General features: G+C 73.2%; 24 protein-coding genes, 1 tRNA gene and 1 pseudogene. 18 read left to right on the forward strand and 8 right to left on the reverse strand.

Annotation, left to right across the window (positions count from 1 at the left end; all coding sequences use genetic code 11):
- Positions 1-46: 46 nt before the first annotated feature.
- Entirely contained in the window at positions 47-1,945 is a 1,899-nt protein-coding gene (gene ggt / locus ACQEU6_RS15715) for a gamma-glutamyltransferase (protein WP_499332648.1), read from the reverse strand.
- 383 nt (positions 1,946-2,328) lie between these two features.
- Here ggt and ACQEU6_RS15720 point away from each other — a divergent pair, with 383 nt between their 5' ends.
- From ACQEU6_RS15720 to ACQEU6_RS15750, 7 genes are all read left to right on the forward strand, one after another.
- Positions 2,329-4,206 carry an APC family permease gene (locus tag ACQEU6_RS15720; RefSeq protein WP_499332650.1) on the forward strand — a complete coding sequence of 626 codons (1,878 nt, stop codon included), beginning with the start codon at positions 2,329-2,331 and terminating at the stop codon, positions 4,204-4,206.
- Between the two features lie 196 nt (positions 4,207-4,402).
- Complete coding sequence (locus ACQEU6_RS15725; RefSeq protein WP_499332651.1) at positions 4,403-5,236, forward strand: NUDIX hydrolase; 834 nt, start codon at positions 4,403-4,405, stop codon at positions 5,234-5,236.
- 156 nt (positions 5,237-5,392) lie between these two features.
- Positions 5,393-6,421 carry a serine/threonine-protein kinase gene (locus ACQEU6_RS15730; RefSeq protein ID WP_499332653.1) on the forward strand — a complete coding sequence of 343 codons (1,029 nt, stop codon included), beginning with the start codon at positions 5,393-5,395 and terminating at the stop codon, positions 6,419-6,421.
- Between the two features lie 12 nt (positions 6,422-6,433).
- On the forward strand, positions 6,434-7,405 hold the full coding sequence (locus tag ACQEU6_RS15735; RefSeq protein WP_499332654.1) for a hypothetical protein: 972 nt from the start codon (positions 6,434-6,436) through the stop codon (positions 7,403-7,405).
- Between the two features lie 4 nt (positions 7,406-7,409).
- Complete coding sequence (locus tag ACQEU6_RS15740) at positions 7,410-8,678, forward strand: adenylosuccinate synthetase (protein ID WP_499332656.1); 1,269 nt, start codon at positions 7,410-7,412, stop codon at positions 8,676-8,678.
- A 43-nt stretch (positions 8,679-8,721) separates the two neighbouring features.
- Positions 8,722-10,689, forward strand: a complete 1,968-nt coding sequence (locus tag ACQEU6_RS15745; protein WP_499332658.1) for a hypothetical protein — start codon at positions 8,722-8,724, stop codon at positions 10,687-10,689.
- Positions 10,690-10,701: 12 nt separating this feature from the next.
- Positions 10,702-11,418 (forward strand): 3-keto-5-aminohexanoate cleavage protein, encoded by a 717-nt coding sequence (locus ACQEU6_RS15750; protein ID WP_499332661.1) that lies wholly within the window; start codon positions 10,702-10,704, stop codon positions 11,416-11,418.
- 52 nt (positions 11,419-11,470) lie between these two features.
- Here ACQEU6_RS15750 and ACQEU6_RS15755 read toward each other — a convergent pair whose 3' ends face one another.
- Genes ACQEU6_RS15755 through ACQEU6_RS15765 form a run of 3 tightly spaced genes read right to left on the reverse strand, consistent with a single transcriptional unit; the run spans position 11,471 to position 14,465 of the window.
- A complete protein-coding gene (locus ACQEU6_RS15755; protein WP_499332663.1) occupies positions 11,471-12,082 on the reverse strand; it encodes an Rv1733c family protein in 612 nt (203 codons plus the stop codon).
- 41 nt (positions 12,083-12,123) lie between these two features.
- The gene (locus ACQEU6_RS15760) at positions 12,124-13,785 is read right to left on the reverse strand and encodes an MFS transporter (protein ID WP_499332665.1); all 1,662 of its coding nucleotides are present in this window, start codon (positions 13,783-13,785) and stop codon (positions 12,124-12,126) included.
- Positions 13,782-14,465 (reverse strand): LppX_LprAFG lipoprotein, encoded by a 684-nt coding sequence (locus ACQEU6_RS15765; RefSeq protein WP_499332667.1) that lies wholly within the window; start codon positions 14,463-14,465, stop codon positions 13,782-13,784. The genes ACQEU6_RS15760 and ACQEU6_RS15765 overlap by 4 nt, the downstream gene beginning before the upstream one ends.
- Before the next feature lie 158 nt (positions 14,466-14,623).
- On the opposite strand from ACQEU6_RS15765, the gene ACQEU6_RS15770 reads away from it, so the two are divergent.
- A tRNA-Ile gene (locus tag ACQEU6_RS15770) sits at positions 14,624-14,697 on the forward strand.
- Positions 14,698-14,749: 52 nt separating this feature from the next.
- Here ACQEU6_RS15770 and ACQEU6_RS15775 read toward each other — a convergent pair.
- Complete coding sequence (locus ACQEU6_RS15775) at positions 14,750-15,523, reverse strand: enoyl-CoA hydratase-related protein (RefSeq protein ID WP_499332669.1); 774 nt, start codon at positions 15,521-15,523, stop codon at positions 14,750-14,752.
- Positions 15,524-15,585: 62 nt separating this feature from the next.
- Here ACQEU6_RS15775 and ACQEU6_RS15780 point away from each other — a divergent pair, with 62 nt between their 5' ends.
- Both ACQEU6_RS15780 and ACQEU6_RS15785 read left to right on the forward strand, forming a co-directional pair.
- Positions 15,586-15,978, forward strand: a complete 393-nt coding sequence (locus ACQEU6_RS15780) for a DUF7715 family protein (protein WP_499332670.1) — start codon at positions 15,586-15,588, stop codon at positions 15,976-15,978.
- Positions 15,979-15,994: 16 nt separating this feature from the next.
- A complete protein-coding gene (locus tag ACQEU6_RS15785; protein WP_141577257.1) occupies positions 15,995-16,285 on the forward strand; it encodes an MTH1187 family thiamine-binding protein in 291 nt (96 codons plus the stop codon).
- Here ACQEU6_RS15785 and ACQEU6_RS15790 read toward each other — a convergent pair.
- Positions 16,278-17,039, reverse strand: a complete 762-nt coding sequence (locus tag ACQEU6_RS15790) for a neutral zinc metallopeptidase (RefSeq protein ID WP_499332671.1) — start codon at positions 17,037-17,039, stop codon at positions 16,278-16,280. The two genes, ACQEU6_RS15785 and ACQEU6_RS15790, sit on opposite strands and share 8 nt — an antisense overlap.
- 183 nt (positions 17,040-17,222) lie before the next feature.
- Between ACQEU6_RS15790 and ACQEU6_RS15795 the strand changes: the two genes are divergently transcribed.
- Positions 17,223-17,375 carry a hypothetical protein gene (locus tag ACQEU6_RS15795; protein ID WP_499332673.1) on the forward strand — a complete coding sequence of 51 codons (153 nt, stop codon included), beginning with the start codon at positions 17,223-17,225 and terminating at the stop codon, positions 17,373-17,375.
- Between the two features lie 492 nt (positions 17,376-17,867).
- Here ACQEU6_RS15795 and ACQEU6_RS15800 read toward each other — a convergent pair whose 3' ends face one another.
- Both ACQEU6_RS15800 and ACQEU6_RS15805 read right to left on the reverse strand, forming a co-directional pair.
- Positions 17,868-18,524: a hypothetical protein gene (locus ACQEU6_RS15800; protein ID WP_499332675.1), complete on the reverse strand. Its 657-nt coding sequence runs from the start codon at positions 18,522-18,524 to the stop codon at positions 17,868-17,870.
- 679 nt (positions 18,525-19,203) lie between these two features.
- Positions 19,204-19,968: a GntR family transcriptional regulator gene (locus tag ACQEU6_RS15805; protein ID WP_499332677.1), complete on the reverse strand. Its 765-nt coding sequence runs from the start codon at positions 19,966-19,968 to the stop codon at positions 19,204-19,206.
- Positions 19,969-20,355: 387 nt separating this feature from the next.
- Here ACQEU6_RS15805 and ACQEU6_RS15810 point away from each other — a divergent pair, with 387 nt between their 5' ends.
- The 7 genes and pseudogenes from ACQEU6_RS15810 to ACQEU6_RS15840 form a co-directional block, all read left to right on the forward strand.
- Positions 20,356-20,766 (forward strand): ATP-binding protein, encoded by a 411-nt coding sequence (locus ACQEU6_RS15810; RefSeq protein ID WP_499332679.1) that lies wholly within the window; start codon positions 20,356-20,358, stop codon positions 20,764-20,766.
- Positions 20,767-20,810: 44 nt separating this feature from the next.
- Positions 20,811-21,455, forward strand: a complete 645-nt coding sequence (locus tag ACQEU6_RS15815; RefSeq protein WP_499332680.1) for a helix-turn-helix domain-containing protein — start codon at positions 20,811-20,813, stop codon at positions 21,453-21,455.
- 29 nt (positions 21,456-21,484) lie between these two features.
- Positions 21,485-21,925 (forward strand): hypothetical protein, encoded by a 441-nt coding sequence (locus ACQEU6_RS15820; protein WP_499332681.1) that lies wholly within the window; start codon positions 21,485-21,487, stop codon positions 21,923-21,925.
- A gap of 23 nt (positions 21,926-21,948) precedes the next feature.
- Positions 21,949-22,293 (forward strand): hypothetical protein, encoded by a 345-nt coding sequence (locus ACQEU6_RS15825; RefSeq protein WP_499332683.1) that lies wholly within the window; start codon positions 21,949-21,951, stop codon positions 22,291-22,293.
- A 299-nt stretch (positions 22,294-22,592) separates the two neighbouring features.
- Positions 22,593-22,826: a hypothetical protein gene (locus tag ACQEU6_RS15830; protein WP_499332684.1), complete on the forward strand. Its 234-nt coding sequence runs from the start codon at positions 22,593-22,595 to the stop codon at positions 22,824-22,826.
- Positions 22,827-22,903: 77 nt separating this feature from the next.
- Positions 22,904-23,101 (forward strand): hypothetical protein, encoded by a 198-nt coding sequence (locus ACQEU6_RS15835; RefSeq protein ID WP_499332686.1) that lies wholly within the window; start codon positions 22,904-22,906, stop codon positions 23,099-23,101.
- A gap of 384 nt (positions 23,102-23,485) precedes the next feature.
- Positions 23,486-23,638: pseudogene (locus ACQEU6_RS15840) on the forward strand (branched-chain amino acid ABC transporter permease); the annotation flags it as partial.
- Positions 23,639-23,713: the final 75 nt, after the last annotated feature.

The following is a 23,713-nucleotide window of genomic DNA, read 5'->3' on the forward strand; positions in this document are numbered from 1 at the left end:
ACTCCTTCCCGCTCGCCGTCCGGGCACGCCCCCGGGTAGGCAAGTGTCAACGGGCCGGACGGACGACGAGCGCGCTGCCGCCGCCCCGCCGGGTGGGCTCGGCGACCGCCTGGACGAGCCCCGGCCGCAGGAACTCCAGCCCGGTCGCGGCGCCGATCACGCCCCGCGGCGGTCCGGGGAACGGCTCCAGCCGGTGCCCCCGGGCGGCGAGGTCGCGGCCGTACCGGTCGATGAACGCCTGCTCGGCGAAGACCTGCGCGGTGTTGCGCTGCGTGGCCCGGGGCGCGGCGAGCGCGGTGGGCAGGTCCATGCCGAGGTCGATGCGGTTCAGCAGGATCTGCAGCACGGTGGTGATGATCGTCGAGCCGCCGGGCGTGCCGACCGCGAGCCGCGGGCGGCCGTCCTTCAGCACCAGCGTCGGCGCCATGCTGCTGCGCGGCCGCTTGCGCGGCCCGGGCAGGTTCGGGTCGGGCGCCTGGCCGGGCGCCGGCGGCTGGAAGGAGAAGTCGGTCAGCTCGTTGTTCAGCAGGAACCCGCGCCCCGGAACGGTGATGCCGCTGCCGCCGAACTGCTCGATCGACAGCGTGTAGGACACGACGTCGCCCCACTTGTCGGCGACGACGAGGTGGGTGGTCTGCGGTCCCTCGACCGCCAGCGCCCTGGTCTGGGTGCCCGGCGGGACGCACGGCTCGTAGCGGCCGTCGGGCGAGCCGGGGGCGACCGGCGCGGGAGCCGCCCGGTCCGGGCTGATCTGGCACGCGCGCTCGCGGGCGAACCCGGAGGACAGCAGCTCCTCCAGCGGCACGTCCACCTTGTCGGCGTCGCCGACGTAGCGGCCGCGGTCGGCGTAGGCGAGCTTGGACGCCTCCAGGTAGTAGTGCAGGGCCGTGACCGGGTCGCGCGGGTCGAGCCGGAAGTTGCCGAGGATGTTGAGCGCCTCCCCGACCGTGGAGCCGCCGGACGACGACGGCGGCATGCCGTAGACGTCCGTCCCCCGGTAGGGGACGTGGGTGGGCTTGCGCGGCACCGCCCGGTAGGCGCCGAGGTCGCCGCGCTCCATCAGGCCCGGGCGGACGTCGCGGGTCGCCTTCGGGTCGACCGGGGGCCTGGCGACCGTCCTGACGATCTCCCCGCCGAGCGCGCCCTCGTAGAACCAGTCCGCGCCGCGCCTCGCCAGCTCCCGGTAGGTGCCGGCGAGGTCGGGGTTGCGGAACACCGATCCGACCTCGGGCACCTTGCCCCCGGGCAGGAACAGCTCGCGGGTCGGGACGATGTCGCGGAAGCGCGCCTCGTTCACCGCGGTCTGGTCGTGGAACTCCTGGTCGACGACGAAGCCCCGGTCCGCCACCTTGATCGCCGGGCGCAGCAGGGCGCCGAGGTCGCGGGTGCCGAAGCGGCGCAGCGCGAGGTCCCACTGGGCGAGGGTGCCGGGCACGCCGACGCCCAGGCCGCTGGTGACGGCCTGGTCGAACGGCAGCGGCTTGCCCGTCGCCGGGTCGACGAAGGAGTCCTGGCGCATCCGCCGCGGCGCGAACTCCCGGCCGTCGAGCGCGTACACGCGGCGCGTCCTGGCGTCGTAGTACGTGATGTAGCCGCCGCCGCCGATGGCCGACACGTACGGCTCGGTGACCCCGAGCGTCGCGGCGGCGCCGACCGCCGCGTCCATCGCGTTGCCGCCGCGGCGGAGGACCTCCAGGGCCGTCCGGCTGGCGTCCGGGTCGACGGTGGAGACCGCGCCGCCGAATCCGGTCGCGACCGCCTGCTTGGCCGGCGCGGCCGGGCGGCCCGGCGCGGGTGCCGGGGCCGGCGCGGCGCCCGCGGCGGCGGGGACGGTGAGGGACGCGGCGACGGCCAGCGCGGTGACGGCGGCCGTGCGGAGCCGGCTCCGCGGTCGCCCCGGCGGACGGGACGTGGAAGCTTGCGAGGGCGACGGGGAGCGCAACACCGGACCTCCAGACGAACTCGGCGCCCCCACCGTGTCATCGATCTTCGGCCCGCGCCAGCGTCCGCACCGGCCGACCCCGGTCGCGCCGAGTCCCGGCGGCGCGGATGACATAAAGATCATTAAGCGCTTTCCTCATTGGAAATGAGGCGTATTCGCTCGGAACGCTCCACCAGAAAGGGACTCGGCCTCCCTGCGCCGAGCGTGAGGGATCCGCTGCGACACGTCGCCGACCTGCGAGGGTTGGCAGGATCCGACAACGGCCTGACCACACTCATCACCCACAAAACGTTGCTATTTAGCCCATAGTTGGTGAATTCTTAGGGACTTCAGCAAGCCGTCACCTCGCGAACAGCGGCGCGGGTTCAGGCCCCGGGGGACCACCTATGACCTTGGACATGCGCATGCGCAACAACATGTTCCGGCGACTGCCGGTCGAGCAGGCGACCGGCCGGCTCTACGGCGGACGGCACCGGCTCCGCGTGGTCTACCGGACCCGCGATCTCGTCGTGCTCGGCCTCGGCGTCATGATCGGGTCCGGCATCTTCAAGATCGCCGGCGAGCAGGCGTCCTCCACCGCGGGGCCGGGCGTGCTGGTGTCGTTCCTCATCGCGGGCGGGGTGTGCGTGCTGGCGGCGCTCGCCTTCGCCGAGCTCTCCTCGATCATCCCGGTCGCGGGCAGCGCCTACTCCTTCGCCTACGTCGCGTTCGGCGAGGTCTGGGCGTGGGTCGTCGGCTGGGCCCTGATCATGGAGCTGCTGCTGGCCGCGTCGGTGCTCGCCCGGGTCTGGTCCCTCTACGCGACGCAGGCGCTGCACGACTTCGGGGTGCCGATCCCGAGCGGGCTCGGCGAACTGATCGGCCAGCGCAAGGGGCCGGACGTGTTCGCGCTCGGCATCCTGCTGCTGGTCGTGCTGATGCTCGCCGGCGGCAGCCGGATGAGCCTGAAGTCGCTGTGGTTCATGGTGCTGGCCAAGGTCATCGTGATCGGGCTCGTGATCGCGACCGCGCTGAAGTTCTTCCACCCCGGCAACCTCACCCCGTTCCTGCCGCCGTCGCAGCCCGCGCCCGCGGGCGACAAGTCGGTGCTGGACGCCGTGCTCGGCGCGGTCGGCGGCGGCACCCCGCACGTGTTCGGGACCTGGGGCATGCTCGCGGCGGCGCCCGCGATCGCGTTCGCCTACATCGGGTTCGACCTGATCGCGACGGCCTCGGAGGAGACCGACGACGCGCCCCGCAAGGTCCCGCGCGGGATCCTCACCACCCTGGTCACGGCGATCGTGCTGTACGCGGCCGTGGCGTTCGCGCTGGTCGGCATGGTCGGGATGGACGGCATCGCCACGCTGAACCCCGACAAGCTGCTGCTCGCCGCGGCCTTCGACTCCGTCGGCGCCGGCGCCATGGGCAAGATCGTCGACGTCGGCGCGATGCTCGCGCTCACCACCGTGATCCTGGTGCTGATGATCAGCCTGACCCGGGTCGTGTTCTCCATCTCGCGCGACGGCCTGCTGCCGCGCCCCCTGGCCGCGATGAGCCGCTACAAGGTGCCATCCCGCGCCACGCTCGTCACCGGCGGCGCGGCGCTGGTCATGTCGCAGACGATCGACGTGCTGACGCTGGAGCAGCTCGTCGTGATCGGCACCCTGTTCGCCTTCCTGTTCGTCGCGGCGGCGGTGCCGGCACTGCGCCGCTCCCGGCCCGACCTGCACCGGCCCTTCCGCATGCCCGCGGCGCCGCTGGTCGTCCTCGTGACGATCGTCGCGGTGGGCTGGCTGATGCTGAACCTGAACGTCCAGACGTGGGGGTACTTCGCCGTCTGGATGGGCGTCGGGCTCGTCCTCTACCTGGTCTACGGGCGCCGCAAGAGCCAGATGAGGCTCCTGCTGGACGCGCCGCCCGAGCGCCCGGCCGCGGCGCGGCTCGCCCCCGCCCCGCCTCCGGGCATGGCCCCGCCTCCCGGCCGGCGGGACGCCCACTCCTCCCCCGGGCCGTACGGGACGGGGGCCTGGCCGGCCGAACCGCGCCCCGGCGCGCCCGAGAGCCCCTACCCGACCGGCCGCCACTCGTCGGGCCGGCGGCCGGGCGGCCAGTTCGCCCGCGACCCCCGTCCCGGCGAACGCGCCCCGGAGCGCTACGCCTCCGGCCAGGCCGACGATCCGTACACGCTCGATCCGGGCGTGCCGGACCCGTACGGCCCGCCGGGCGGCCAGGGCCAGAGCGGGGAGCACCCGCAGCCGCCCCACGGCGGCCGGCACCGCCGCTGAGGCCGCACCGGAGAACTTCTGTTTTGTGAAGTTCCGCCGAACACCGAGGGCGCCGCCCCTTCCCGGGGCGGCGCCCTCGCTCCGTCTCCGGAGGTGACCGGCTGGACAGGGGCCCCGGTCCGGGTTATGTTCTTCTCATACAGAGATGAACTCAACTTGAGACTTACTCAGTCCGAGATCGAGGGGAGGCGGGCGGATGACCCCGGAGCCGAGGCGCGACGAGAGCGAGTTCCTCGCGAACTACGACCCGCGCGACTACGACCCGGTCGCCGTGACGGTGGACGTGGTCGCGCTCACCATCCGCGACGGCGCCCTCCACGTCCTGCTCGTGCGGCGGGGGAACGCCCCCTACGAGGGGATGTGGGCGCTGCCCGGCGGCTTCGTCCAGGCGGGAGGCCCGCTCCAGGGCGCCGACGCCGAGGACCTGCCCGACGCGGCCGTCCGGGAGCTGGCCGAGGAGACCGGGCTCAGCGGCAAGGGCGGCGCGCTCGGCCGGGTCCACCTGGAGCAGCTCGGCACCTACGGCTCCCCCGGACGCGACCCGCGGATGCGCGTCATCTCCGTCGCCTACCTGGCGTTCGCGCCCGAGCTGCCGGACCCCGAGGCCGGCGGCGACGCGGCCGACGCCGCGTGGGCGCCGGTGGACGCGCTGGGCCTGGCCGAGTCCGGGGACCAGCGCCCCGGCACCACCCGCCGGCTCGCGTTCGACCACGCGCGGATCCTGTCGGACGGGCTGGAGCGGGCCCGCGGGAAGCTGGAGTACACCCCGCTCGCGGCGGCGTTCTGCGGCGGCGAGTTCACCATCCCCGAACTGCGCTCGGTGTACGAGGCGGTGTGGGGCGAGGAACTGCACGCCGGCAACTTCCACCGCAAGGTCTTGTCCGTGCCGGGGTTCGTGGAGAGCACCGGCACGACGTCCGACCGCGGCGGCCGGCGCGGCGGCCCGCGCCCCCGGCTCTACCGCGCGGGCGACGCCCGGCTCCTGCACCCGGCCCTGCTGCGGCCGAGCAGAGAAGAAGACATCAGATGAGCGAAGCGAACCGGGGGGCGTGGGGGGTCGCCCCCCCACAGGGAGCACAGATGAGCGAAGCGAACCGGGGGGCGTGGGGGGTCGCCCCCCACCGGGAGCACAGATGAGCGAAGCGAACCGGGGGGCGTGGGGGGTCGCCCCCCACCGGGAGCACAGATGAGTACGGATGAGCTGGACGACGCGCTGGCGCGGCTCGACCGGGCCCGCGTCCCCGCCGACCTGTTCGGCGAGGACGCGGCGGAGGCGGTGCGGCGCTACCGGCGGCTGGCGCGGCTCCTCCACCCGGACGCGGGCGGCCGCCGGACCCGGGAGGCGTTCGTCAGGCTGACCTCGCTCTGGCGGGCCTACAACCGCGGCGACGAGACGCTGATCACCACGCGCCGCCACGCGTACCGGCTGGAGGGCGATCCGATCGGCGGGGACCTCGCGGAGCTGTACGCGGCGCGCCCGGAGCCGGGCCGCGAGGTGCTGCTGAAGATGCCGCGCGACCCCGCCGACGGCGACCTGCTCGAACGCGAGGCCGTGGCGCTGCGCCGGCTGCCGAAGGACGGCGACGCCCGGTTCCTGCCGTACGTGCCGCGGCTCGTCGAGTCGTTCCGGCACCGCGACGCCGCCACCGGGACGCAGCGGCAGGTCAACGTGGTGGCCGCGCTGGACGGCTTCCACAGTCTCGCCTCGGTGAAGCGCGCCCATCCCGGCGGCGTCGACCCGCGCGACGCGGCCTGGATGTGGCGGCGGCTGCTGGCGGGACTCGGCTTCGCGCACCGCGCGGGCGTCCTGCACGGCGCGGTGCTCCCCGACCACGTGATGATCCACCCGGAGCGGCACGGCCTGGCCCTGGTCGACTGGTGCTACTCCGTCCCCGGCTGCTACGCGAGCACCGACCCCTCGGGGCGCGTCCCGGCGATGGTCGACCGGTACGCCGGCTGGTACCCGCCCGAGGTGCCGGGACGGCGGCCCGCGAGCCCGGCGACCGACATCTTCCTGGCCACCCGGTGCATGACCGACCTGATGGGCGACAAGGCCCCGAAGGCGATGCGCTCGTTCGCGCGCGGCTGCACGCTGCCGGCGCAGAACCGGCGCCCCGCCGACGCCTGGCGGCTGCTGGCCGAGTTCGACGAGCTGCTGGAACGGCTCTACGGCCCGCGGCGCTTCCGCCCCTTCCACCTGCCCGCCACCCGCTGAAGGAGAGAGATCATGGGAAGCGGAAACTGGTCCACCGACGTCTACGCCGCGCGCGCGAGCTACCGCGCGTCCACCGGAGCCAGCGCGTTCGCCTACTCCGACGGCGGCGCCACCGCCGTCCACCCCGACCTGGACCCGCGCGGCGTGACCGCCCGGGAGAGCCGGGACTCCGCCGACCACCCCGAGTCGCTCGCGATCGGCGTGCTGTTCGACGTGACCGGCTCGATGGGGACCGTGCCGCGGACGCTGCAGACCAAGCTCCCCGACCTGCTCGGGCTGCTGCTGCGCAAGGGGTACGTCGAGCACCCGCACATCCTGTTCGGCGCGGTCGGCGACGCGACGTGCGACCGGGCGCCGCTGCAGGTCGGGCAGTTCGAGGCCGACAACCGGATGGACGACGACCTCGGCAGGATCCTCCTGGAGGGCGGGGGCGGCGGCCAGATGCGCGAGTCGTACGAGCTGGCCATGTACTTCATGGCGCGGCACACCTCGATCGACTGCCTCGACAGGCGCGGCAAGCGCGGCTACCTGTTCATGATCGGGGACGAGCTCGCCTACCCGAAGGCGAAGCGGCGCGAGATCGCCGCGGTGATCGGCGGCGAGCCGGACGAGGACGTCCCGGTCGCCGAGCTCGTCCGCGAGCTGCAGCGCAAGTACGACGTCTACTTCATCATCCCCGAGGGCGCCTACCACTCCGGCAACCGCGAGGTGAAGGACTTCTGGCAGAAGCTGCTCGGCCAGAACGTCCTCTACCTGGACGACCTCGACGCGGTCTGCGAGACGATCGCGCTGACGATCGGGCTCGGCGAGGACGCCATCGACCTCGGCGAGGGGCTTGAGCACCTGGCGGAGGCGGGCTCGGACGCCGGCGCCTCGGTGTCGCGCGCGCTCGCCCGGCTGGACGCGGCCCGCGCACCGGTCGAGGTGTCCTCCACGCCGCCCGGCCTGGGCGCCTCCGGCCCGTCGGCGACGACCCGGCTCTGAACCCGTGGGCCACGTGATCGTCGTCGACCTCGGCTACGGGGACGCGGGCAAGGGGACGGTCGTCGACCACCTCTGCCGCACGGGGGCGCCCCCCGCGGTCGTGCGGTTCAACGGCGGCGCGCAGGCCGCGCACAACGTCGTCGCGCCGGACGGGCGGCACCACACGTTCGCCCAGTTCGGCTCGGGCATGTTCACGCCGGGGGTCCGGACGCACCTGTCGCGGTTCATGCTCGTCGACCCGCTGGCGCTCGCGGCCGAGGCCGAGCACCTGCGCGCGCTCGGCGTCCCGGGCCCGCTCGATCGGCTCACCGTCGACGGGGAGGCGCTGCTCACCACGCCCTACCACCGGGCCGCCAACCGCGCGCGGGAGTCGGCGCGCGGCGCGGCCCGGCACGGGTCGTGCGGGATGGGCATCGGCGAGACCGCGTCCTACGCCCTGGCGCACGACGACGCGCCGCGGGCGGGCGACTGCCTGTCGCCCGCCCGGCTGCGACGGCGGCTCTCCGCCGCCCGCGACTGGTACCGGGCCGCGTTCCCGGGCGGAGAGGACGTCCCCGGCGCCGACGCGTGCGCCGAGGCGTTCGCCGCCTTCGCCGAGCGGGTGCGGATCGTCGGGCCCGGCCGCCTGCCCGCCCTGCTCCGCGCCGGGAACGTGGTGTTCGAGGGGGCTCAGGGCGTCCTGCTGGACGAGTGGCACGGTTTCCACCCGTACACGACGTGGTCGACGACGACGTTCGCCAACGCCGAGACCCTCCTGGCGGAGGCGGGCGCGTCCGCGGCACGGCTCGGGGTGCTGCGCGCGTACGCGACGCGGCACGGCCCCGGGCCGTTCGTCACCGAGGACCCGGCGCTGACCGCCGACCTCCCCGACCGGCACAACGGCACGGGGCGGTGGCAGGGCGCGTTCCGCGTCGGCCACCTCGACGCCGTCGCGCTCCGGTACGCGCTGGAGGCGGCGGGCGGCGTGGACGGCCTGGCGGTCACGCATCTGGACGTAGCAGGGGCACGTCCAGACCTGCGTGTCTGCCGCTCCTACGAGATGGACGGCGAAAGGGTCGGGTGCCTGGAGACGGGGCCGCCCGACCTGGACCGCCAGGCCGCCCTCACCCGCCGCCTGCTGGCGGCGCGCCCCGTGTACGCCCCGCTCGGCGACCCGGTGGAGACGATCGAGGACGCGCTGGGCGCCCCCGTCGCGCTGCGCTCGCACGGCCCCACCTCGACCGACAAGCGGGCTGACCACTTCCGGACACCCATTGACCTGAGCCTGCGCTGAGACCAAGATCCCGCTAACGCCGCGGCTCTTCCGGAGGTGGACCTTGCGTCTCCCCCAGCGCACCCTGTCGGCATTCGCGGCGCTCGCCGCCTCCCTCGCGCTGCTGACCGGCCCGGCCGCCGTGCCGCCGGCCGCGGCGCAGGCCGGCGACGGCTGCGACCCGATCGATCCGGCCGCGTGCCTCCTGCCGTTCCCCAACGACTGGAACACGGTCGCCGACGGCGGCACGCCCACCGGCCGCCGCGTCCACCTGCGCACGACGCTGAAGAACGCGCTCGGCGTGCCCGTGTCCCCGGGCGAGTGGAACCGCGCCGACGGCTTCTCCCCCGGCTCGATGCTGCTCAGCCGCGTCCCCGGCCTCGACCTGGCCCGCACCGGCGCCGCGCCCGTCACCGACATCGGCGCCTCGCTGCGCGACGACGCCCCGATCGTCATCGTCGACACCGCGACCGGCGAACGCTGGCCGTACTGGGCGGAACTGGACGCGAACGCCCCCGCCGGCCGCCAGGCGCTCATCGTCCGTCCGGCCCGCAACTTCCGCGAGGGCCACCACTACGCCGTCGCGCTGCGCGACCTGCGCGACGCGTCCGGGAACCCGATCGGCCCGAACGCCGCGTACGCCAAGATCCTCGGGCCGGACCTGCCGGCGGCCGACCCGCTCGCGGCCCGGCAGCGTGACGCCCGGCGGGTCCTCGCCGCGCTCCAGGCCCGCGGGGTGGGCCGGGACGGCCTCTACCTCGCCTGGGACTTCACCGTCGCGAGCCGGCAGAGCCTCACCGGGCCCGTGCTCCGCATGCGCGACGACGCGCTGCGCGGGCTCGGCGACCGCTCCCCCTCGTTCCTCGTCACGCAGGTGGCCGACGACGTCGACGACAAGATCGCCCGCGAGGTGAAGGGGGTCGTCTGGGCGCCGAGCTACCTCGACCAGTACGGCGGGCTGCCCGGATCGGCCCTGCACCGCGGCGCGGACGGCATGCCCTCGCAGCTGCCGGGCAACTCCCAGGCCGTCCCGTTCCAGTGCGAGATCCCGCGCTCGGCGCTCACCCGGCCCGCGCGCCCCGCCCTCTACGGGCACGGCCTGCTCGGCAGCGAGGGCGAGGTCGACGCGGGCAACGTCAAGGCCATGGCCGCCGAGCACGGCTTCGTCTTCTGCGCGACCAAGTGGATCGGCATGGCGGACGAGGACGTCCCGAACGTCGTCTCCGCGCTCGCCGACCTCACCCGCTTCCGGACGGTCGCCGACCGCCTCCAGCAGAGCCTGGTGAACTTCACCTTCCTCGGACGCGCGATGACCCGCGGGTTCGCCGGGAACAAGGCGTTCCAGAACGACGCGGGCGCACCCCTGATCGACACCGGGGCCGAGCTGACCTACGACGGCAACAGCCAGGGCGGCATCATGGGCGGCGCGCTCACCGCGGTCTCCCCCGACGTCCGCCGCGCCGTCCTCGGCGTCCCGGCGATGAACTACAGCACGCTGCTCAACCGCAGCGCCGACTTCCCGCAGTACGCGAAGGTCCTCGACCTGTTCTACCCGGACAGGCTCGACCAGCAGATCGGCCTCGCGCTGATCCAGATGCTGTGGGACCGGGGCGAGGCCGACGGCTACGCCTGGCACATGACCGACGACCCGCTGCCGAACACGCCGAAGCACCGCGTGCTGATGCACGTGGCGTTCGGCGACCACCAGGTCGCCCCGGTCGCCGCCGAGGTCGAGGCGCGCACGATCGGCGCCCGCGTCCACGCGCCGACCCTCGCCCCTGGCCGCGTCCCGGACACGACGCCCTACTGGGGCATCCCGACGTTCGGCTCGTCCCACGACGGCTCCGCCATGGTCGTCTGGGACAGCGGCTCCCCCGTCCCGCCGCTCACCAACACACCGCCCGCCGAGGGGCGCGACCCGCACTCCGACCCCCGCGGCGACGCCGACGCGCGCCGGCAGAAGGCCGCCTTCCTCACCACCGGCGCCGTCGTGGACGTGTGCGGCGGGGGACCCTGCGTCATCGCGCCCTGATCCGCACCTGAGATGATCGGGATCATGCTCCAGGTCTGCCCGAACGGAAGCCGGACCGAGGGCGTGCCGACGTCCCCGGCGGAGATCGCCGCGGCGGTCCGCGCCGCCGCCGACGTGGGCGCGCAGGACGTCCACCTGCATCCCAAGGACGACGCGGGCGCCGACACGCTGGACGCGTCCCGCGTCGCCGAGACCATCACGGCCGTCCGCGCCGCCACCCCGTCGATCCCCGTCGGGGTGACCACCGGCGCCTGGGCCGCGCCCGATCCGGTCGAGCGCGCCGCGCTGGTGCGCTCCTGGACCGTCCTGCCCGACCACGCCTCGGTGAACTTCCACGAGGAGGGCGCCGAGCTGGTCGCCGAGGCGCTGTTCGAGCGCGGCGTCGCGATCGAGGCGGGGATCTTCTCCGGCACCGGCGCGGCGGCGCGGTTCCTCGGCTGGCCGCACGCCCACCACGTGCTGCGGATCCTCGCGGAGGTCACCGACACCGACCCCGGGACCGCGACCGACGCCGCGAAGGCGCTCCTGCACGACCTCGGCACGCGCCTGTCGCGCCCGATCCTGCTGCACGGCGAGGAGGGCGGCGCGTGGCCGGTGCTGCGGCTCGCCGTCAGGCTGAACCTCGACGTCCGCATCGGGCTGGAGGACACCCTCGAACTCCCCGACGGCTCCCCTGCCGCCGACAACGCGGCCCTCATCCAGACCGCCCGCGCCCTGGCCGTGGTGTGAGGTCCGGCCCACTCGCCCGCCCGGCGGCTCGCCACACGACCGGGCCCGGACGTCAGGAACGCGGGTTGTGGCCGGCGGCGTCCAGGCGCGCCCAGCCCGCCTCCCAGAGGTCGTCGCGGTGCCGGTCGCAGCGGCGCCGGACGAGGGCGTAGGCGATCAGGACGGGAAGCGCGCAGCCGAGCACGGTGGCGCCCGCCGCGTACGCGGCGTCGGTGACGGTGCGGCTGTGCGGGCGGGGCCGGACGGTCGGTTCGCTCTGCCGGTCAACCCAGATCGTCCGATGCGCGCCGACCTTGGCGTCCTTCCAGGCGGGCAGTGACCCGGCGTGGGACTTGCCGTCCGCGCCAGGCCAGACGGCCTGCACGGTCTCGTGGATGTAGCGGTCGCCGGACGAGCCGAGGCCGCCGGTCGAGGCGACCGTCGCGACGACCCGGTGGCGGTCCGCCCGCTCCGCGTTCTCCGCGCGCGTCCCCGCGGTGTAGGACCAGGACGCGGTCCAGGCGGCGAGCGGCGGGGCGACCCCGAGAAGCAGCAGTAGGAGGCCGAAGGCGACCAGCCGCTGGACCCGGTCCACCGGGCGGCGCAGCTCGCTGCGCTCCAGGCCGAGGCGCCGGCGCAGCCTGGTGAGCGGCGTGCCTCCTCGGCCGATGCCGGACCTGCGCATCTGCGTTCACCTCCCCGGGGTGCCCTCCCGGCAAGAGGCCATTAGCCATCTTTTCCCAGGATATTCCCGAGCTCGCCGATCGGCACATCACCGGTGGCCGTATCATCTCCCGTTTCCCGGCCGATATGCCGGTCCGACGACCGAATCCGGCCATCGGCCGGGTCCCCGGGCCCGGGCCCGCGCCGCCCACGGGCGGCCAGGGCGAGCAGCGCGCCGAGCAGGCACATCCCGGCGGTGATCCAGAAGATCTCCCGGTATTCGGTCCGCAACGCGTCCTGGAGGGCCGCCTCGTAGACCTTCATCTGCCGCGCGAACTCGCCCTTGGACATCAGGAACGGCAGCGGCGGCCTCAGGTCGGCCGTGAGGGCGTGGAACCGGTGGAAGCCCCACGCGGTGAGCGCGGAGATCCCGAGCAGCATCCCCATCATCCGCGCGACGACCACGGCCGCGGACGCGACGCCGTGCCGCCCGGCCGGGACGAACGCCAGCACCGCCGACGACACCGGCGCGATCACCAGGCCGAGGCCGAGCCCCGTCACGACGAGGTCGACGTCCATCCTCGGCAGGGGGCCGTACGACGCGTCCGCCAGGTCGGCCGGCCATCCGGCGATCAGCAGGTAGCCGCCGGCGGAGATCGCCATCCCCGCGGCCATCGGCCACCGCTCCCCCACGCGCCGCGCCACCAGGCCGCCGGCCACCGCCGCGACGGGCAGGGCCACGAGGAACCGCGTCAGCAGCAGCGCGCCGTCCGTCGCGTCCTTGTGCAGGACGGTCTGCGCGACCAGCACGACGTCCACGAGCGTCACCATCAGCGCCGCGCCCGACAGCAGGCTCACACCGAGCGTCGCCAGCAGCGGCCCCCGCCGCACGCCCGTCAGGTCGAGCAGCCGCGTCCTGGACCTGACCTCCCACAGCACGAACACCGCCAGGACGGCGGCGCCCGCGCCCAGCGCCGGCAGGCCCCACGGCGGCAGGGCCGCCTCCTGCGGCTCGGGGTTGTAGACGGCGGCGACCAGCAGGCCGAGCCCGAGCGCCAGCAGCAGTCCGCCCACCACGTCCACGCCCGGCCGCGCTTCCCGTGGGGGGACGCCCCCCCACACCCCCCGGCTCGCTTCGCTCATCTCTGGCCCGGACCCGCGCCCGCCGGGCACCGCGACCTGCACGGCCGCCATCGCCACCGCCACCAGCGGCAGGTTGATCCAGAAGATCGCCCGCCAGTCGAGCGCGGCCGCGATCCCCGCCCCGTACAGCGGGCCCAGCACGCTGCCGAGCTCCTGCGCCGCCCCCACCGCGCCGAGCACGACCGGCCGCTGCCGCTCCTCCCAGAGGTCGCCGACCAGCGCCATCGTCACCGGCAGCAGCGCGCCGCCCGCGACGCCCTGCACCACCCGGCCCCCGGTCAGCGCCGGGACGCCGTGCGCCAGCGCCGTCACCACCGACCCGGCCGCGAAGAACACCAGGCACGCCTGCATCACCGGCCGCCGCCCGAACCGGTCCGACAGCTGCCCGAGCAGCGGCATCGCCGCCACGTATCCCAGCAGGAACCCCGTCAGGACGGGCGTCACCCGCTCCAGCCGGTTCACCGGGATCCCGAGGTCCCTGACCACCGGCAGCAGGATCGTCGTGACGACGTAGGCGTCCAGCGCGGCCAGCAGCACCACCGCGCCGCCGGCGCCGATCGCGACCCGGCGACGCCCGCTCACCGCGGCGCGCTGATCTTGTAAGGGGCGTCGAACCCGGTGAACTCGATCGTCACCGCGCCCTCGTCCTTCGGGAACGCCCCCCGCACCTTCAGCAGCCGGTGGTCGGCCCTGCCCACCCAGACCTGGCCGTCCATGTCCTCGTCGATGCCGGGGATCAGACCCGCCACCTGGTCCTTGGGCAGCTTCGCGGCCACCCGGTAGGCCTCCTTGCCGTCCACCTTCTCCACCGCCTCGGGCGACGGCTCCCGCGCCGACGTCAGCAGCTTCGCGATCCCCCGCTGCGGGTCCAGCACCGCCGACGGGTCGTACACGCTCGCCGCCAGGCCCTTCGGCAGCTTGCGCCAGCCGCCCGTCCCGGCGTCCAGGTAGATGCTGTCCCCGACCGCGACGACCTTCATCTCGACCTTCTGGCCCTGCTGCTCCACCGCCAGCGTCCCCTCCGCGTCGCCGCTGCGGAGCAGCTTCATGTCGCCGCCCTTCACCATGACCGGGGTCTTGCCCTCCGACTCCAGGGTGAACGCGACGCTCTTGAGGCCCCCCATGGCCTGCGCGGCCTGCCGGAGCGTCTGCGCGGCGTCGAAGTCGGCCTTCTTCGCGGGCCCGCCGGACCCGCCGTCGCAGCCGCCGGCGAACACCAGCGCGAGCAGGACGGGCACGAGAGCGAGGATGCGTCTGGACATACGCGGGACCCTACCGACGGGTACCAGCACCCGTCACTCGGTAGCAGGTATGACATCCCGCCCCCGGAGGTAGGACATCGGCATTCGTGGTGGCCTCGGTGAAAGGGCCGCCGCTAGGATTGCTCCCGGCAACCCCCCGCCGGGCCGGGGAGGCGCCTGGGGCGGTAGCTCAGCTGGTCAGAGCAGGAGACTCATAATCTCCCGGTCGCGGGTTCGAGTCCCGCCCGCCCTACGCACGACGACGCACCGCTCCCGCGGCGGAGCGGGGCCGTTCCGGCCGGGCCCTAGGCGGGCCACTCCGGGCGGCGCTTCTCCAGGAACGCCGCCATGCCCTCCTGCGCCTCCGGTGTCTGGCTGGACGCGGCCATCACCTCGATCGCGTAGGCGTAGGCGTCCTGCTCGGGGCGGTCGAACTGGGCGTACATCGCCTGCTTTCCGAGGGCCTTGCTGCTGTGGCTGCCCTGGGTCGCGCGCTCCAGCAGGTCGCGGACGGCCTTGTCCAGCTCGTCGTCGGGGACCGCGTAGTTGATCAGGCCCCATTCGGCGGCCGTGGCCGCGCCGACGACCTCGCCGGTGAGGGCCATCTCCGCGGCGCGCTTGCGGCCGACGTTGCGGGAGATCGCCACCAGGGGCGTGTGGCAGAACCAGCCGCCCTTGCCGCCGGGCGCGGCGAAGCCGGCGCTCCGCGCGGCCACGGCCAGGTCGCAGCTCGCCACGAGCTGGCAGCCGGCGGCGGTCGCGAGGCCGTGGACGCGGGCCACCACCACCTGCGGGACCGACTGGATCGTCCGCATCAGGTCGGTGCAGACCCGCAGCAGGTCGCGGGCGTCGGCGTGGGACGCGCCGGCCATGTCGGCGAAGTCGTGGCCCGCGGAGAACACCGGGCCGCTCGCGGCGAGGACCACACCGCGGGCGTCGGTCTCCCCCACCTCCCGGAAGGCCTCGGTGATGCGGAGCAGGAAGTCGCGGGAGAGCGCGTTGCGGCGGCGCGGCCGGTTCATCGTGATCGTGGTGAAGGGGCCGTCGCGGTGCAGCAGGACGTCATCGTCTTCGCTCATGTTTCCGACGTTACGTCAGACCTTCGTCGTACGGTGGTCGGGCGTCCACGAGCCCAGGGGGCATGGCCTTGAAACTCCTCACCGCCACCAACTCCAGCCAGGGGTTCCGCGGCAACGACTTCGACTGGTGCGTCGAAGGCGAGCTGGTCCACATCGGGACGGTGTGCGCCCGCGACCGCGACGATCCCGACGGCGGCTGCGGATGCGGGCGCTCCTTCGCCGGGCTCAACTCCCACCGCGCCACGACCACGGCGATGGTCCGCCACGTTCCGGGCTTCACCGACGCCGACTACGTCCTGGCCGTCCGCTCCAGCCTCGAACAGCAGGGCTGCGACCCCTCGTTCGCCGAGCACGAGGCGGCCCTGCTGCGCTGCCTCGTGCGCGACTGGCCGGTGGGGGTGGTCGTCGAGCGGCGGCTGGATGAGATCGTGGTACGGCAGGTCGTCCAGCCCTAGATCCAGGAGGTGCGCGATGCTCGTCGCGTTCTCGGTCACCCCGCTCGGCGCGGGCGAGGAGGTCGGCGAGCTCGTCGCCGAGGCGGTCCGGGTGGTGCGGGCGAGCGGCCTGCCCAACCGGACCGACGCCATGTTCACCACGATCGAGGGCGAGTGGGACGAGGTGATGGCCGTGGTGAAGGCCGCCACCGACGCGGTCGCGGCGCGGGCGCCGCGGGTGAGCCTCGTCGTCAAGGCCGACATCCGGCCCGGCGTGACCGGCGCCCTCGACGCCAAGGTCGAGTCGGTGGAGCGCCGCCTCAGGTGAAGCAGGCCCGCACGCCGTTCTCGCCGCCGCGCGAGAAGGCGCGCAGCCGCTGGACGGCCGAGCCGTGGTCGCCGGGCCTGGTCCAGGGCGCCCGGTCGCCGATGACCTTGAAGGCCTCCACCAGCTCCTGCTCGTCGCCGTCCTCGAACCGCAGCGTGCCGTCGTCGGACGAGCCGTACAGGGCGGCGCCGGCGAGGCAGTCGGCCTGCAGCTCCGCGGCGGGCGACACCAGTCCGCGCCGGAGCCGGTTCTGGACCGCGTGGCCCCACTCGTGCGAGATCACCAGGTAGACCCACGCGTCGCCGCGCGCGTACCCCGACCGCATCAGGTGGGCGTCCCAGGCGACGAAGTCCCCGGACGGGCAGTAGGCGGCGTTGTCGGGCTCGAAGCGCTCGCGGCCGCACACCGGCGCCGACGCCGGGTCGCGGCCGTCGTAGAGGCCGACGACACGCGGTGAGCCGTACTCCCCCGTGAACAGGCGGTCCCAGTGCCGCCGCCAGAAGTCGTCGGTGAGCGTCTCGGCGGTCCGGACGTCCTCGCGGAACTCGCGCTCGTCGAACGTGCCCGGCGTCCCCTGCTTCGCGGCGGCGGGCGCGCGGGACGCGACCGGGGTGCCCCGCGCCGCGGGACGGGCGGCGCCGGGGCCGGCCGCGGCCGGGTCGAAGCCGCAGGCCCCCGTGAGCGCGGCGGCCAGCGCGAGCGCGCCGGCGAGGGCCGCGGGCCGCCGCGAGCGGTTCCATGCCGTCTGCCTCATGACGGGTCATACGCACCTGAACCCGCGGAAGGACGAGTACCCGCCCGAATCGGCCCGCACTGTGCTCCCCGCACAACCCGAACGACGTTCGATCGGACCCCCGCCCCGTCTTGCCCGCGGCCCGTGGACGCAGGTCGGGGCCCCGTGCCGGGGTGCCGGTCACACGAACTTCTGGAGGGGCGCATGGCGAACGGGACCCTCGCGGTCCGCGGGCTTTCGGTGAGCTACGGGCGGGCGGTGCGGGCCCTGCGCGAGGTCTCGCTGGACGTCCCGGCGGGATCGGTCACGGCCGTCCTCGGCGCGAACGGGGCGGGCAAGACGGTAACGGAACTGTGATGGTTTTCCGGTGGGGTGGCCTGCGCTGTTGTGGGGAGCCGGGTGCGGGCTTGGGTGGGGCGGCGGGCTGCTAGCCTCGCGCGGCTCCGGGCTGCCTCACGGCTGCCCACGTCAGGCCGGGGGCGGCCCCGCCGGAGGGGTCCCCGCCCAAGCCCGCGCCCGGCGTCCCGTCACCTGCCGTGCCCCGTGGGGGTCTGCCTGAGCGTGCACGGTACCCGGTTTGCGCGACGGCGGCTTAGCGTGCTGACCGTGCCGCACACGCTCTTTTGGGTAGGGCCCTACGCCGGAGGCGGGTCCGGATAAGGGGTGGGGGTCGGGGTTGGTTGGGAACCGAAGTGGCCGAACCTTGCGCGCCTGCTGGGCCGTTGGGCGGGTGGCTGGTAGGCGAGAGGAACGTTGAGATCAACGAAAAAGAGGCCCCGCCTGCGCATGTGCGCTGGCGGGGCCCCCGATGTTGCAGCTCATCGCGCGCCGGAATGACGCGTGATCAGCTTACTTGGTCAGGTACTCGGGCCCCTCGTTCATCTTGAACGACCCGTCCGCGTACAGGACGGGGGACCGCTCGATGCCCGGCCGACTGTAGTCCTCGACCTTGCGGACGACGTACCCGCGAGGGTCCGTGCAGTCCACGAGGACGATGGAGGCCCAGTAGCGGTTCGGGTGGTCCTGGACGAGCGGCACCGTGGTCTGGTTGCCCTCGGTGTCGGTGACGGTCACCTTCGCGCCGAAGCTCTTGAGGCTGCCGACACCGTTGCCGTAGGCCTGGTAGACGCCGAAGAGGGCGTACCCCTGCTCCGAGAGGTTGCCCAGACGCATGACCTCACTCCCGGGAACCCTGGAGTCCCCGGTGTGCTGCATGTGCGGACGGTCCTGGAGGGAGCCGAGGTTGTGGTGGTACACGACCTCCGCCGTGCCCACCGCGTCCGCCTTGGCCAGCCTGTTGAACAGGCCGCGCTGGCGAGGGACGGCGACACCGCTCTTGCCGACGACCCAGCCGAACAGGTCGAGGTCGGAGCCGCCCGCGACACCGGACTGCCAGGTGAGCTCGGCCGTGATGACGCTTCCGGCCTTGTCGTCGAGCGCCACGCCGACAGCCTCGTCGTTCTTGGTGAGGTTCGCGTTGGGCGCCTTGTTGAAATTGATGGCCACGGTTCGTGTCCTTTTCGTTGAGGTTGGCTTGGAGGTTGACCCTCCAGCTATGACTGTTCGCACAGACCGCAGAAGCGCAAGCCTGGGCACGCGACCGGTTCGATGACCATCGACGTGCGAGCCTGAGCCGCCATTTGTGACGCCGCCAAGGCCCTACACCAGCGGCCCGAGCGCTTCGGGTGTAGCCAGCCGTGGGGCGGTGAGGTCGGTGTTGTTGCGGGTGGACCTGACGGACCGTGCCTCGGTTCCGCGTCCGCGCTGATCGTCTAGGAGGGCTGCCTTCCGGCAGGGGTGGCGCGACAGAGAGCAGCCGGCGGCCGTGTCCGCGTGCCGGGGCCGAGCCTGATCGGGAAGAAGGCACGGCTGCCGGTCGCGGAACTTTGCGGGGTTCGTCGATGGGAGTTGGGCGGGGGCGGGATGGGTGCGGGTGGCGGCGGTCGGGCCGGCGGGAGGGCCGTCACGGCGTCGGCGGGCCGAGCCAAGCGGCCGGAGGCCGTCTTGGTCTCGTGCCCGTCCGCACGCCTGGTGAAGGTCCCGACCCGACCGAACCTGTTCCGTCCGGCAGCGTCACCCGAGGCGATCACGAAGCGGCGCGCATCGGCTCACCATGCGCGAAGGCGCGCGGCGATACGCCGCGCGCCTTGACCTACGTAGGGAAACTCCTCACACGCTCCCCGGGTTAGTCCCCTTTGATCTGAACGCGGTAGATGAACTCTCCCCAGAGATGGACAGGGCCTCGGTGCCACGAGACCTCGACCGGTCGCCCATTGGCGTCGTAGGCGACGTGGTACATCTCGAAGACGTGCTGATCGTCTTGGAGGTCGAAGTACTCCTGTTCGCTGCCGGTCGGAGGTCGGGAGAGAGTGAGGTACTCGTCGGCGTAGATCTCCTCGTAGCCGAGTTCCTTCATGCGCGTGAGCATGCCGCCCTGCGGCTGAGTGAGGTCCTCTAGCTGGGTGCCGAATGCGATATCGGCAGGGATGTAGCTCGGTACTTTCTGTACCAGTACGTCATCGGCGTACATGTCACGATTGCGGACGAGAACCTCGTTCTTGGGATCGACGCCGAGCAACTCGGCGATCCGGGCAGGCGGTACTTCTCGGCGAACGGTGGTTTCGGATCGTGGGGTCATGCCCTGGCGGCGGACCTCGGCAGCGAAGCCGCCCCGGTCCTCGGCGCGCTTCGGTGCGGTGTAGCGGTCACGGGCGTCTCGGGTGATCTGAGGCATGTAGGTCACCTTCGTCTTTCTTCCTTGTCCCAGGGTGATCAAGCCCTGCCTTCGCAGCCCTTGCAAGGATCGGTTGATGGTGCTGTCGCTGACGCGGAACTCTGCCGCGAGCTTGCGTTGACTTGGGAAATCCGAGCCTCGGGGATAAGGCGAGTTCTCCCTGAGGATGCGGTCACGCAAGATCGCTGCGATGTCATTTGCGCTGAGGGCCCGCACCTGCGCACTCCTGTTCGTGTTGGCACTTCCCCGATCACTTGGGCCAAACATTCAATCAGTGAACCTAGTGACCGAAGCTCATACTGCTTCAGTACTGGCCGGTTGACCCATCGGACTGGGATAGCGAAGCTTGGCGTCAGCAAACAGTGAACGTTTACGCAGTGAACCACACGAAGCGGGAGCACCGCCAGTGTTCGCATAAAGGGCCTGGTCGGAGGATTCCGCCAAATGGCGGACGGCCCCGGGGCAGTGATGCACCACCGCTCCCAGGGCCTAAGCCCGACTGGAAGGAGTCGGACCTGTGGGAGATGGTATTGCCACGCAGGTGGAGGCATTGGCGGCGGCTTGTGAGGCGGCCACGGGACACGAGTCGGCCGGGTGGTCGTGATGGGCGGCTACGCGGTGCAGGAGTCCACTACGAGTGGCCTGCTGACGATCGACTGCCTGGCGGCGCTGACGGCTCCTGCTCAGGTGCGGATGCTGGTGGGTCTGCGGCTGGAGGGGTGGGGGCTCGCGGGGTGGCGCAACGACATGGGTGTGATCGCCAGTGAGCTGGTGACCAACGCGGTGGTGCACGGGCCGCAGGACGGCACGGTGCGGGTGCGGTTCTCGCGGGAGCGCGGGGGGTTGCTGCTGGCGGTGTGGGACTCCTCGGATGCGATGCCGGTGCGCCGGGAGGATCCGGAGGGTCTGAGCGGTCGGGGCCTGGTGATGGTGGAGGCGCTCGCGACGGCGTTCGGCGCTAGCCCGACCAGTCCGAACGGGAAATGGGTGTGGGCGCGGTGCCGGACGGAATGACGGGCGGTGGCCGGGCGGCGTGGCGTGGGATGTCGGCTGCGAGGTTGCGCCTGCGGTATGAGGCGGGCGAGTCGGTTCCGGTGATCGCTGCGGCGTGGGGGCTGACGCCGCGTCAGGTGTACCGGTGGATGCGGCATGAGCGGATCAACCGGCGGCCTCCGGGTGCGCCGATGTGGGATGAGTTCCCGATTTCGCTGGAGGAGCTGCGGGGCTGGTACGAGTCGGGCGAGTCCATTTCGGGGTTGGCGCGGGAACTGGGGGTGTCGGAAAAGGCGGTGGTGATGCGGTTGGCGAAGTCGGGGGCGGTGCTGCGGTCGCGTGAGGAGCGGGGGCGCGGACGGAGGCGGATGGAGTTGGCGGTGCCCTCGCCGGTGCTGCGCCTGCGCTATGAGGCGGGCGAGTCGCTGTATGACCTGGCGCGGGCGCTGGGGGTGGTGCCCGCGACGGTGAAGGTGCGGCTGTTGGAGGCCGGGACGACGATGCGGCCGGTGGGCGGCCGTGACGGGCGGAACAAGATCGAGTTGGCGATCAGCCTGCGGGAGTTGCGCCGCCGTCGGGAGGCGGGTGAGTCGTTGGCCAGTCTCGCGGAGGAGTTGGGGGTGTGCGAAGCCACGATTTGGGCGCGGCTCAAGAGCGCTGCGGTGGAGTTGCGGGGCGACGAGGGGCGGCAGGACGGGCAGGAGCGATGAGAGCGGGAGGCGGGAAAGGCGTGGTGGCCGTGAGGCGGGCCGAAGAGGTGTACGACCGTGTCGGCGGGCTGCTGTCGGGTGCGGTGGACCAGGTGGAGCGGGGTGTGCTGAGGGGCCGTGATCTGGCGGGGATGCGGGCGCGGGTGCGGTATCTGGATCTGCTGGCGGTGACGCTGGGGCGTGCCGGGTGGGGGTGTGTGCCGCTGTATCGGTTGCCGGTGCGTCCGCTGCCGGTGCTGTGTCCGGTGCTGTGGGTGCACAGCCGTACGGGGGATGCGGGTCTGCCGGTGACGGTGCTGGCCACGTGTGCAGGCTGGTGGTACGTGGACGCCAGCGACCGGGGGGCGTGGTGGGTGGGCTGGTGCTCGGACCGGCCGGGAGCGGTGGCTGAGATCGACGGGCGGTTGATGGCGCAGATCTCCGCGCAGGAGGGGCCTGCGGTGCCGCTGAAGTTCGGAGGCGGCCGGTGAACGCATCGCAAGGGGCCGGGCTCGTGACGATGGAAGCGGCGCTGGACGGGCTCCACCTGTCTGTCGAGACGGCGTGCGCGGCGGTGCAGCGCAGGGGCGAAAGCCTGTCGCTGGAGGAGACGACCGAGGTGATGGAGTCGGCCGTGGTGGTCCTGGATGCGGTGCTGGCGATCGTCAGAACGACGGTGGCGCGGACCGAGATGATCCGTGAACGGGAGCTGACCGAGCGGCGGGGCTCGTCGGCGCTTGACGTGCTGGATCAGGCGGTGCTGCACCTGGGGTACGGCCGGGAGGTCGTTGAGGGGGGACGTCACCTGCTGGGCATGGGGTGGGGTGAGGTGCTGCGGGTGACGCGCGGCGAGGTGTAGGCGTCACGTTGCGGGGGCCGTGTGGGTGTAGGGCCGCGGCCCCCTGTTCGCGGCTGGCTGAGGGGCTGGGCCGGCGGATATGGCCGCCAGGCCACCCCGTAGGGGCGACCGCGAGGGAGTTCGGCCGGCGCTGGCCCGCCCTGGGCACCTTCCGTCTGAGTTGGTGTCGGTGTGGGGGCCGCTGCCCGGCTCAGGCCTGACGGTCGCGGGTTCGGTGTTCATCGAGGGAAAGCGAGAGGGTCATGGGTCGGCGTAAGCGTGCGCAGAATTGGGACGGCCGCAGTGCCAGCGGGCGGCGGGTGGACCGGTCTGCGGCGTGCCGTAAGAAGCCGTTCCTCACGCGGGAGGAGGCCGAGGCGGAGATGCGGCGGAAGCTGGAGCGCAAGGACAACGCGGACGGGTTCGCGCGGTTGCCGTCGAGGGTTCAGGAGTGCGAGCAGTGCGACGCGTTCCACATCACGGGGGCGTCTGCCAAGCCTGCTCCGGCGGGGAGGCTGCGGCGGCGGCGTAAGGGCGGGATGGGCTGGAAGTAGCGGCGCGGGGCCCTGGCCCGTGCCCGGCGCGGTGCGGGTCAAGGCCGGTCGGTCAGGTGAGGGGGACTTCGCCTGCGATGGTGGTGGCTTCGGGCCAGATGGAGACGGTGTGGTCGATGGGTGTGCCGTTCTACCTGGACGCGTTCTGGCTCCAGACGGGCCTGTTCGCGATGTCGGCGGCTAGCGGCGCCGTCGGCCTGAACCTGCTGACCGGCGCCACCGGGCGGCTGTCGATGGGGCACGCCTTCTTCCTCGCGGTCGGCGCCTACGGGTAGGTCTACCTGGCGGCCGACTCCGGCCCGCACCTGGCGGGGCTCGGGCTTGCGACGCCGGTGGCCTTCCTCGGCGCGATCCTGCTCGCGGGCGTCGCGGGCGGGCTGTTCAGCCCCATCGCCGGACGGCTGCGCGGCACCTACCTCGGCATCGCGTCCCTCGCGCTGATCTTCATCGGGCAGCACCTGCTGTTCAACGCCGGGAGCGTCACCGGCGGGTTCAACGGGCGCGACGTCCCGCCCTTGGAGATCGCCGGGTTCCGCTTCGACGACGCCCCCGGGCTGGTGGTGTTCGCGGTCCCGCTCGGCGCGCTGGAGCGGCTGTGGTTCCTCGCCGGGGCGCTGCTCGCGCTGGTCTTCCGGCGGACCGTCCCCGACTACTTCGGCATGTTCCTGTCCCTGGACCACCTCGCCATGATCGTCATCGGCGGGCTCGGCACCGCGGCCGGCGCCGTCGCGGGCGCGGTGTTCGTCTCCGTCCTGCCCCAGCTCCTCACCCGCTTCGGCGACGACCTGCCGCTCGTCGCCGCGCCGGGCTCGGGCGGCGTCTCCCCCGCCGAGGCCGCCCGGATCCTGTACGGCGCCGCCGTCGTGCTGTCCCTTCCCGGCGGCCTG

The organism is Spirillospora sp. CA-108201 (assembly GCF_050936235.1).
In the GTDB taxonomy this organism is placed as follows: Bacteria; Actinomycetota; Actinomycetes; order Streptosporangiales; family Streptosporangiaceae; genus Spirillospora.

Excerpts from the sequence above, each read along its gene's own strand:
- ACQEU6_RS15765 (WP_499332667.1), bottom strand. The coding sequence starts at position 14,465 with ATGTCCAGACGCATCCTCGCTCTCGTGCCCGTCCTGCTCGCGCTGGTG.
- ACQEU6_RS15730 (WP_499332653.1), top strand. The coding sequence starts at position 5,393 with ATGAGTACGGATGAGCTGGACGACGCGCTGGCGCGGCTCGACCGGGCC.
- ACQEU6_RS15780 (WP_499332670.1), top strand. The coding sequence starts at position 15,586 with ATGGCCTTGAAACTCCTCACCGCCACCAACTCCAGCCAGGGGTTCCGC.
- ACQEU6_RS15750 (WP_499332661.1), top strand. The coding sequence starts at position 10,702 with ATGATCGGGATCATGCTCCAGGTCTGCCCGAACGGAAGCCGGACCGAG.
- ACQEU6_RS15725 (WP_499332651.1), top strand. The coding sequence starts at position 4,403 with ATGACCCCGGAGCCGAGGCGCGACGAGAGCGAGTTCCTCGCGAACTAC.
- ACQEU6_RS15755 (WP_499332663.1), bottom strand. The coding sequence starts at position 12,082 with ATGCGCAGGTCCGGCATCGGCCGAGGAGGCACGCCGCTCACCAGGCTG.
- ACQEU6_RS15790 (WP_499332671.1), bottom strand. The coding sequence starts at position 17,039 with ATGAGGCAGACGGCATGGAACCGCTCGCGGCGGCCCGCGGCCCTCGCC.
- ACQEU6_RS15720 (WP_499332650.1), top strand. The coding sequence starts at position 2,329 with ATGACCTTGGACATGCGCATGCGCAACAACATGTTCCGGCGACTGCCG.
- ACQEU6_RS15785 (WP_141577257.1), top strand. The coding sequence starts at position 15,995 with ATGCTCGTCGCGTTCTCGGTCACCCCGCTCGGCGCGGGCGAGGAGGTC.
- ACQEU6_RS15835 (WP_499332686.1), top strand. The coding sequence starts at position 22,904 with ATGGTGGTGGCTTCGGGCCAGATGGAGACGGTGTGGTCGATGGGTGTG.
- ACQEU6_RS15795 (WP_499332673.1), top strand. The coding sequence starts at position 17,223 with ATGGCGAACGGGACCCTCGCGGTCCGCGGGCTTTCGGTGAGCTACGGG.
- ACQEU6_RS15735 (WP_499332654.1), top strand. The coding sequence starts at position 6,434 with ATGGGAAGCGGAAACTGGTCCACCGACGTCTACGCCGCGCGCGCGAGC.
- ACQEU6_RS15775 (WP_499332669.1), bottom strand. The coding sequence starts at position 15,523 with ATGAGCGAAGACGATGACGTCCTGCTGCACCGCGACGGCCCCTTCACC.
- ACQEU6_RS15810 (WP_499332679.1), top strand. The coding sequence starts at position 20,356 with ATGGGCGGCTACGCGGTGCAGGAGTCCACTACGAGTGGCCTGCTGACG.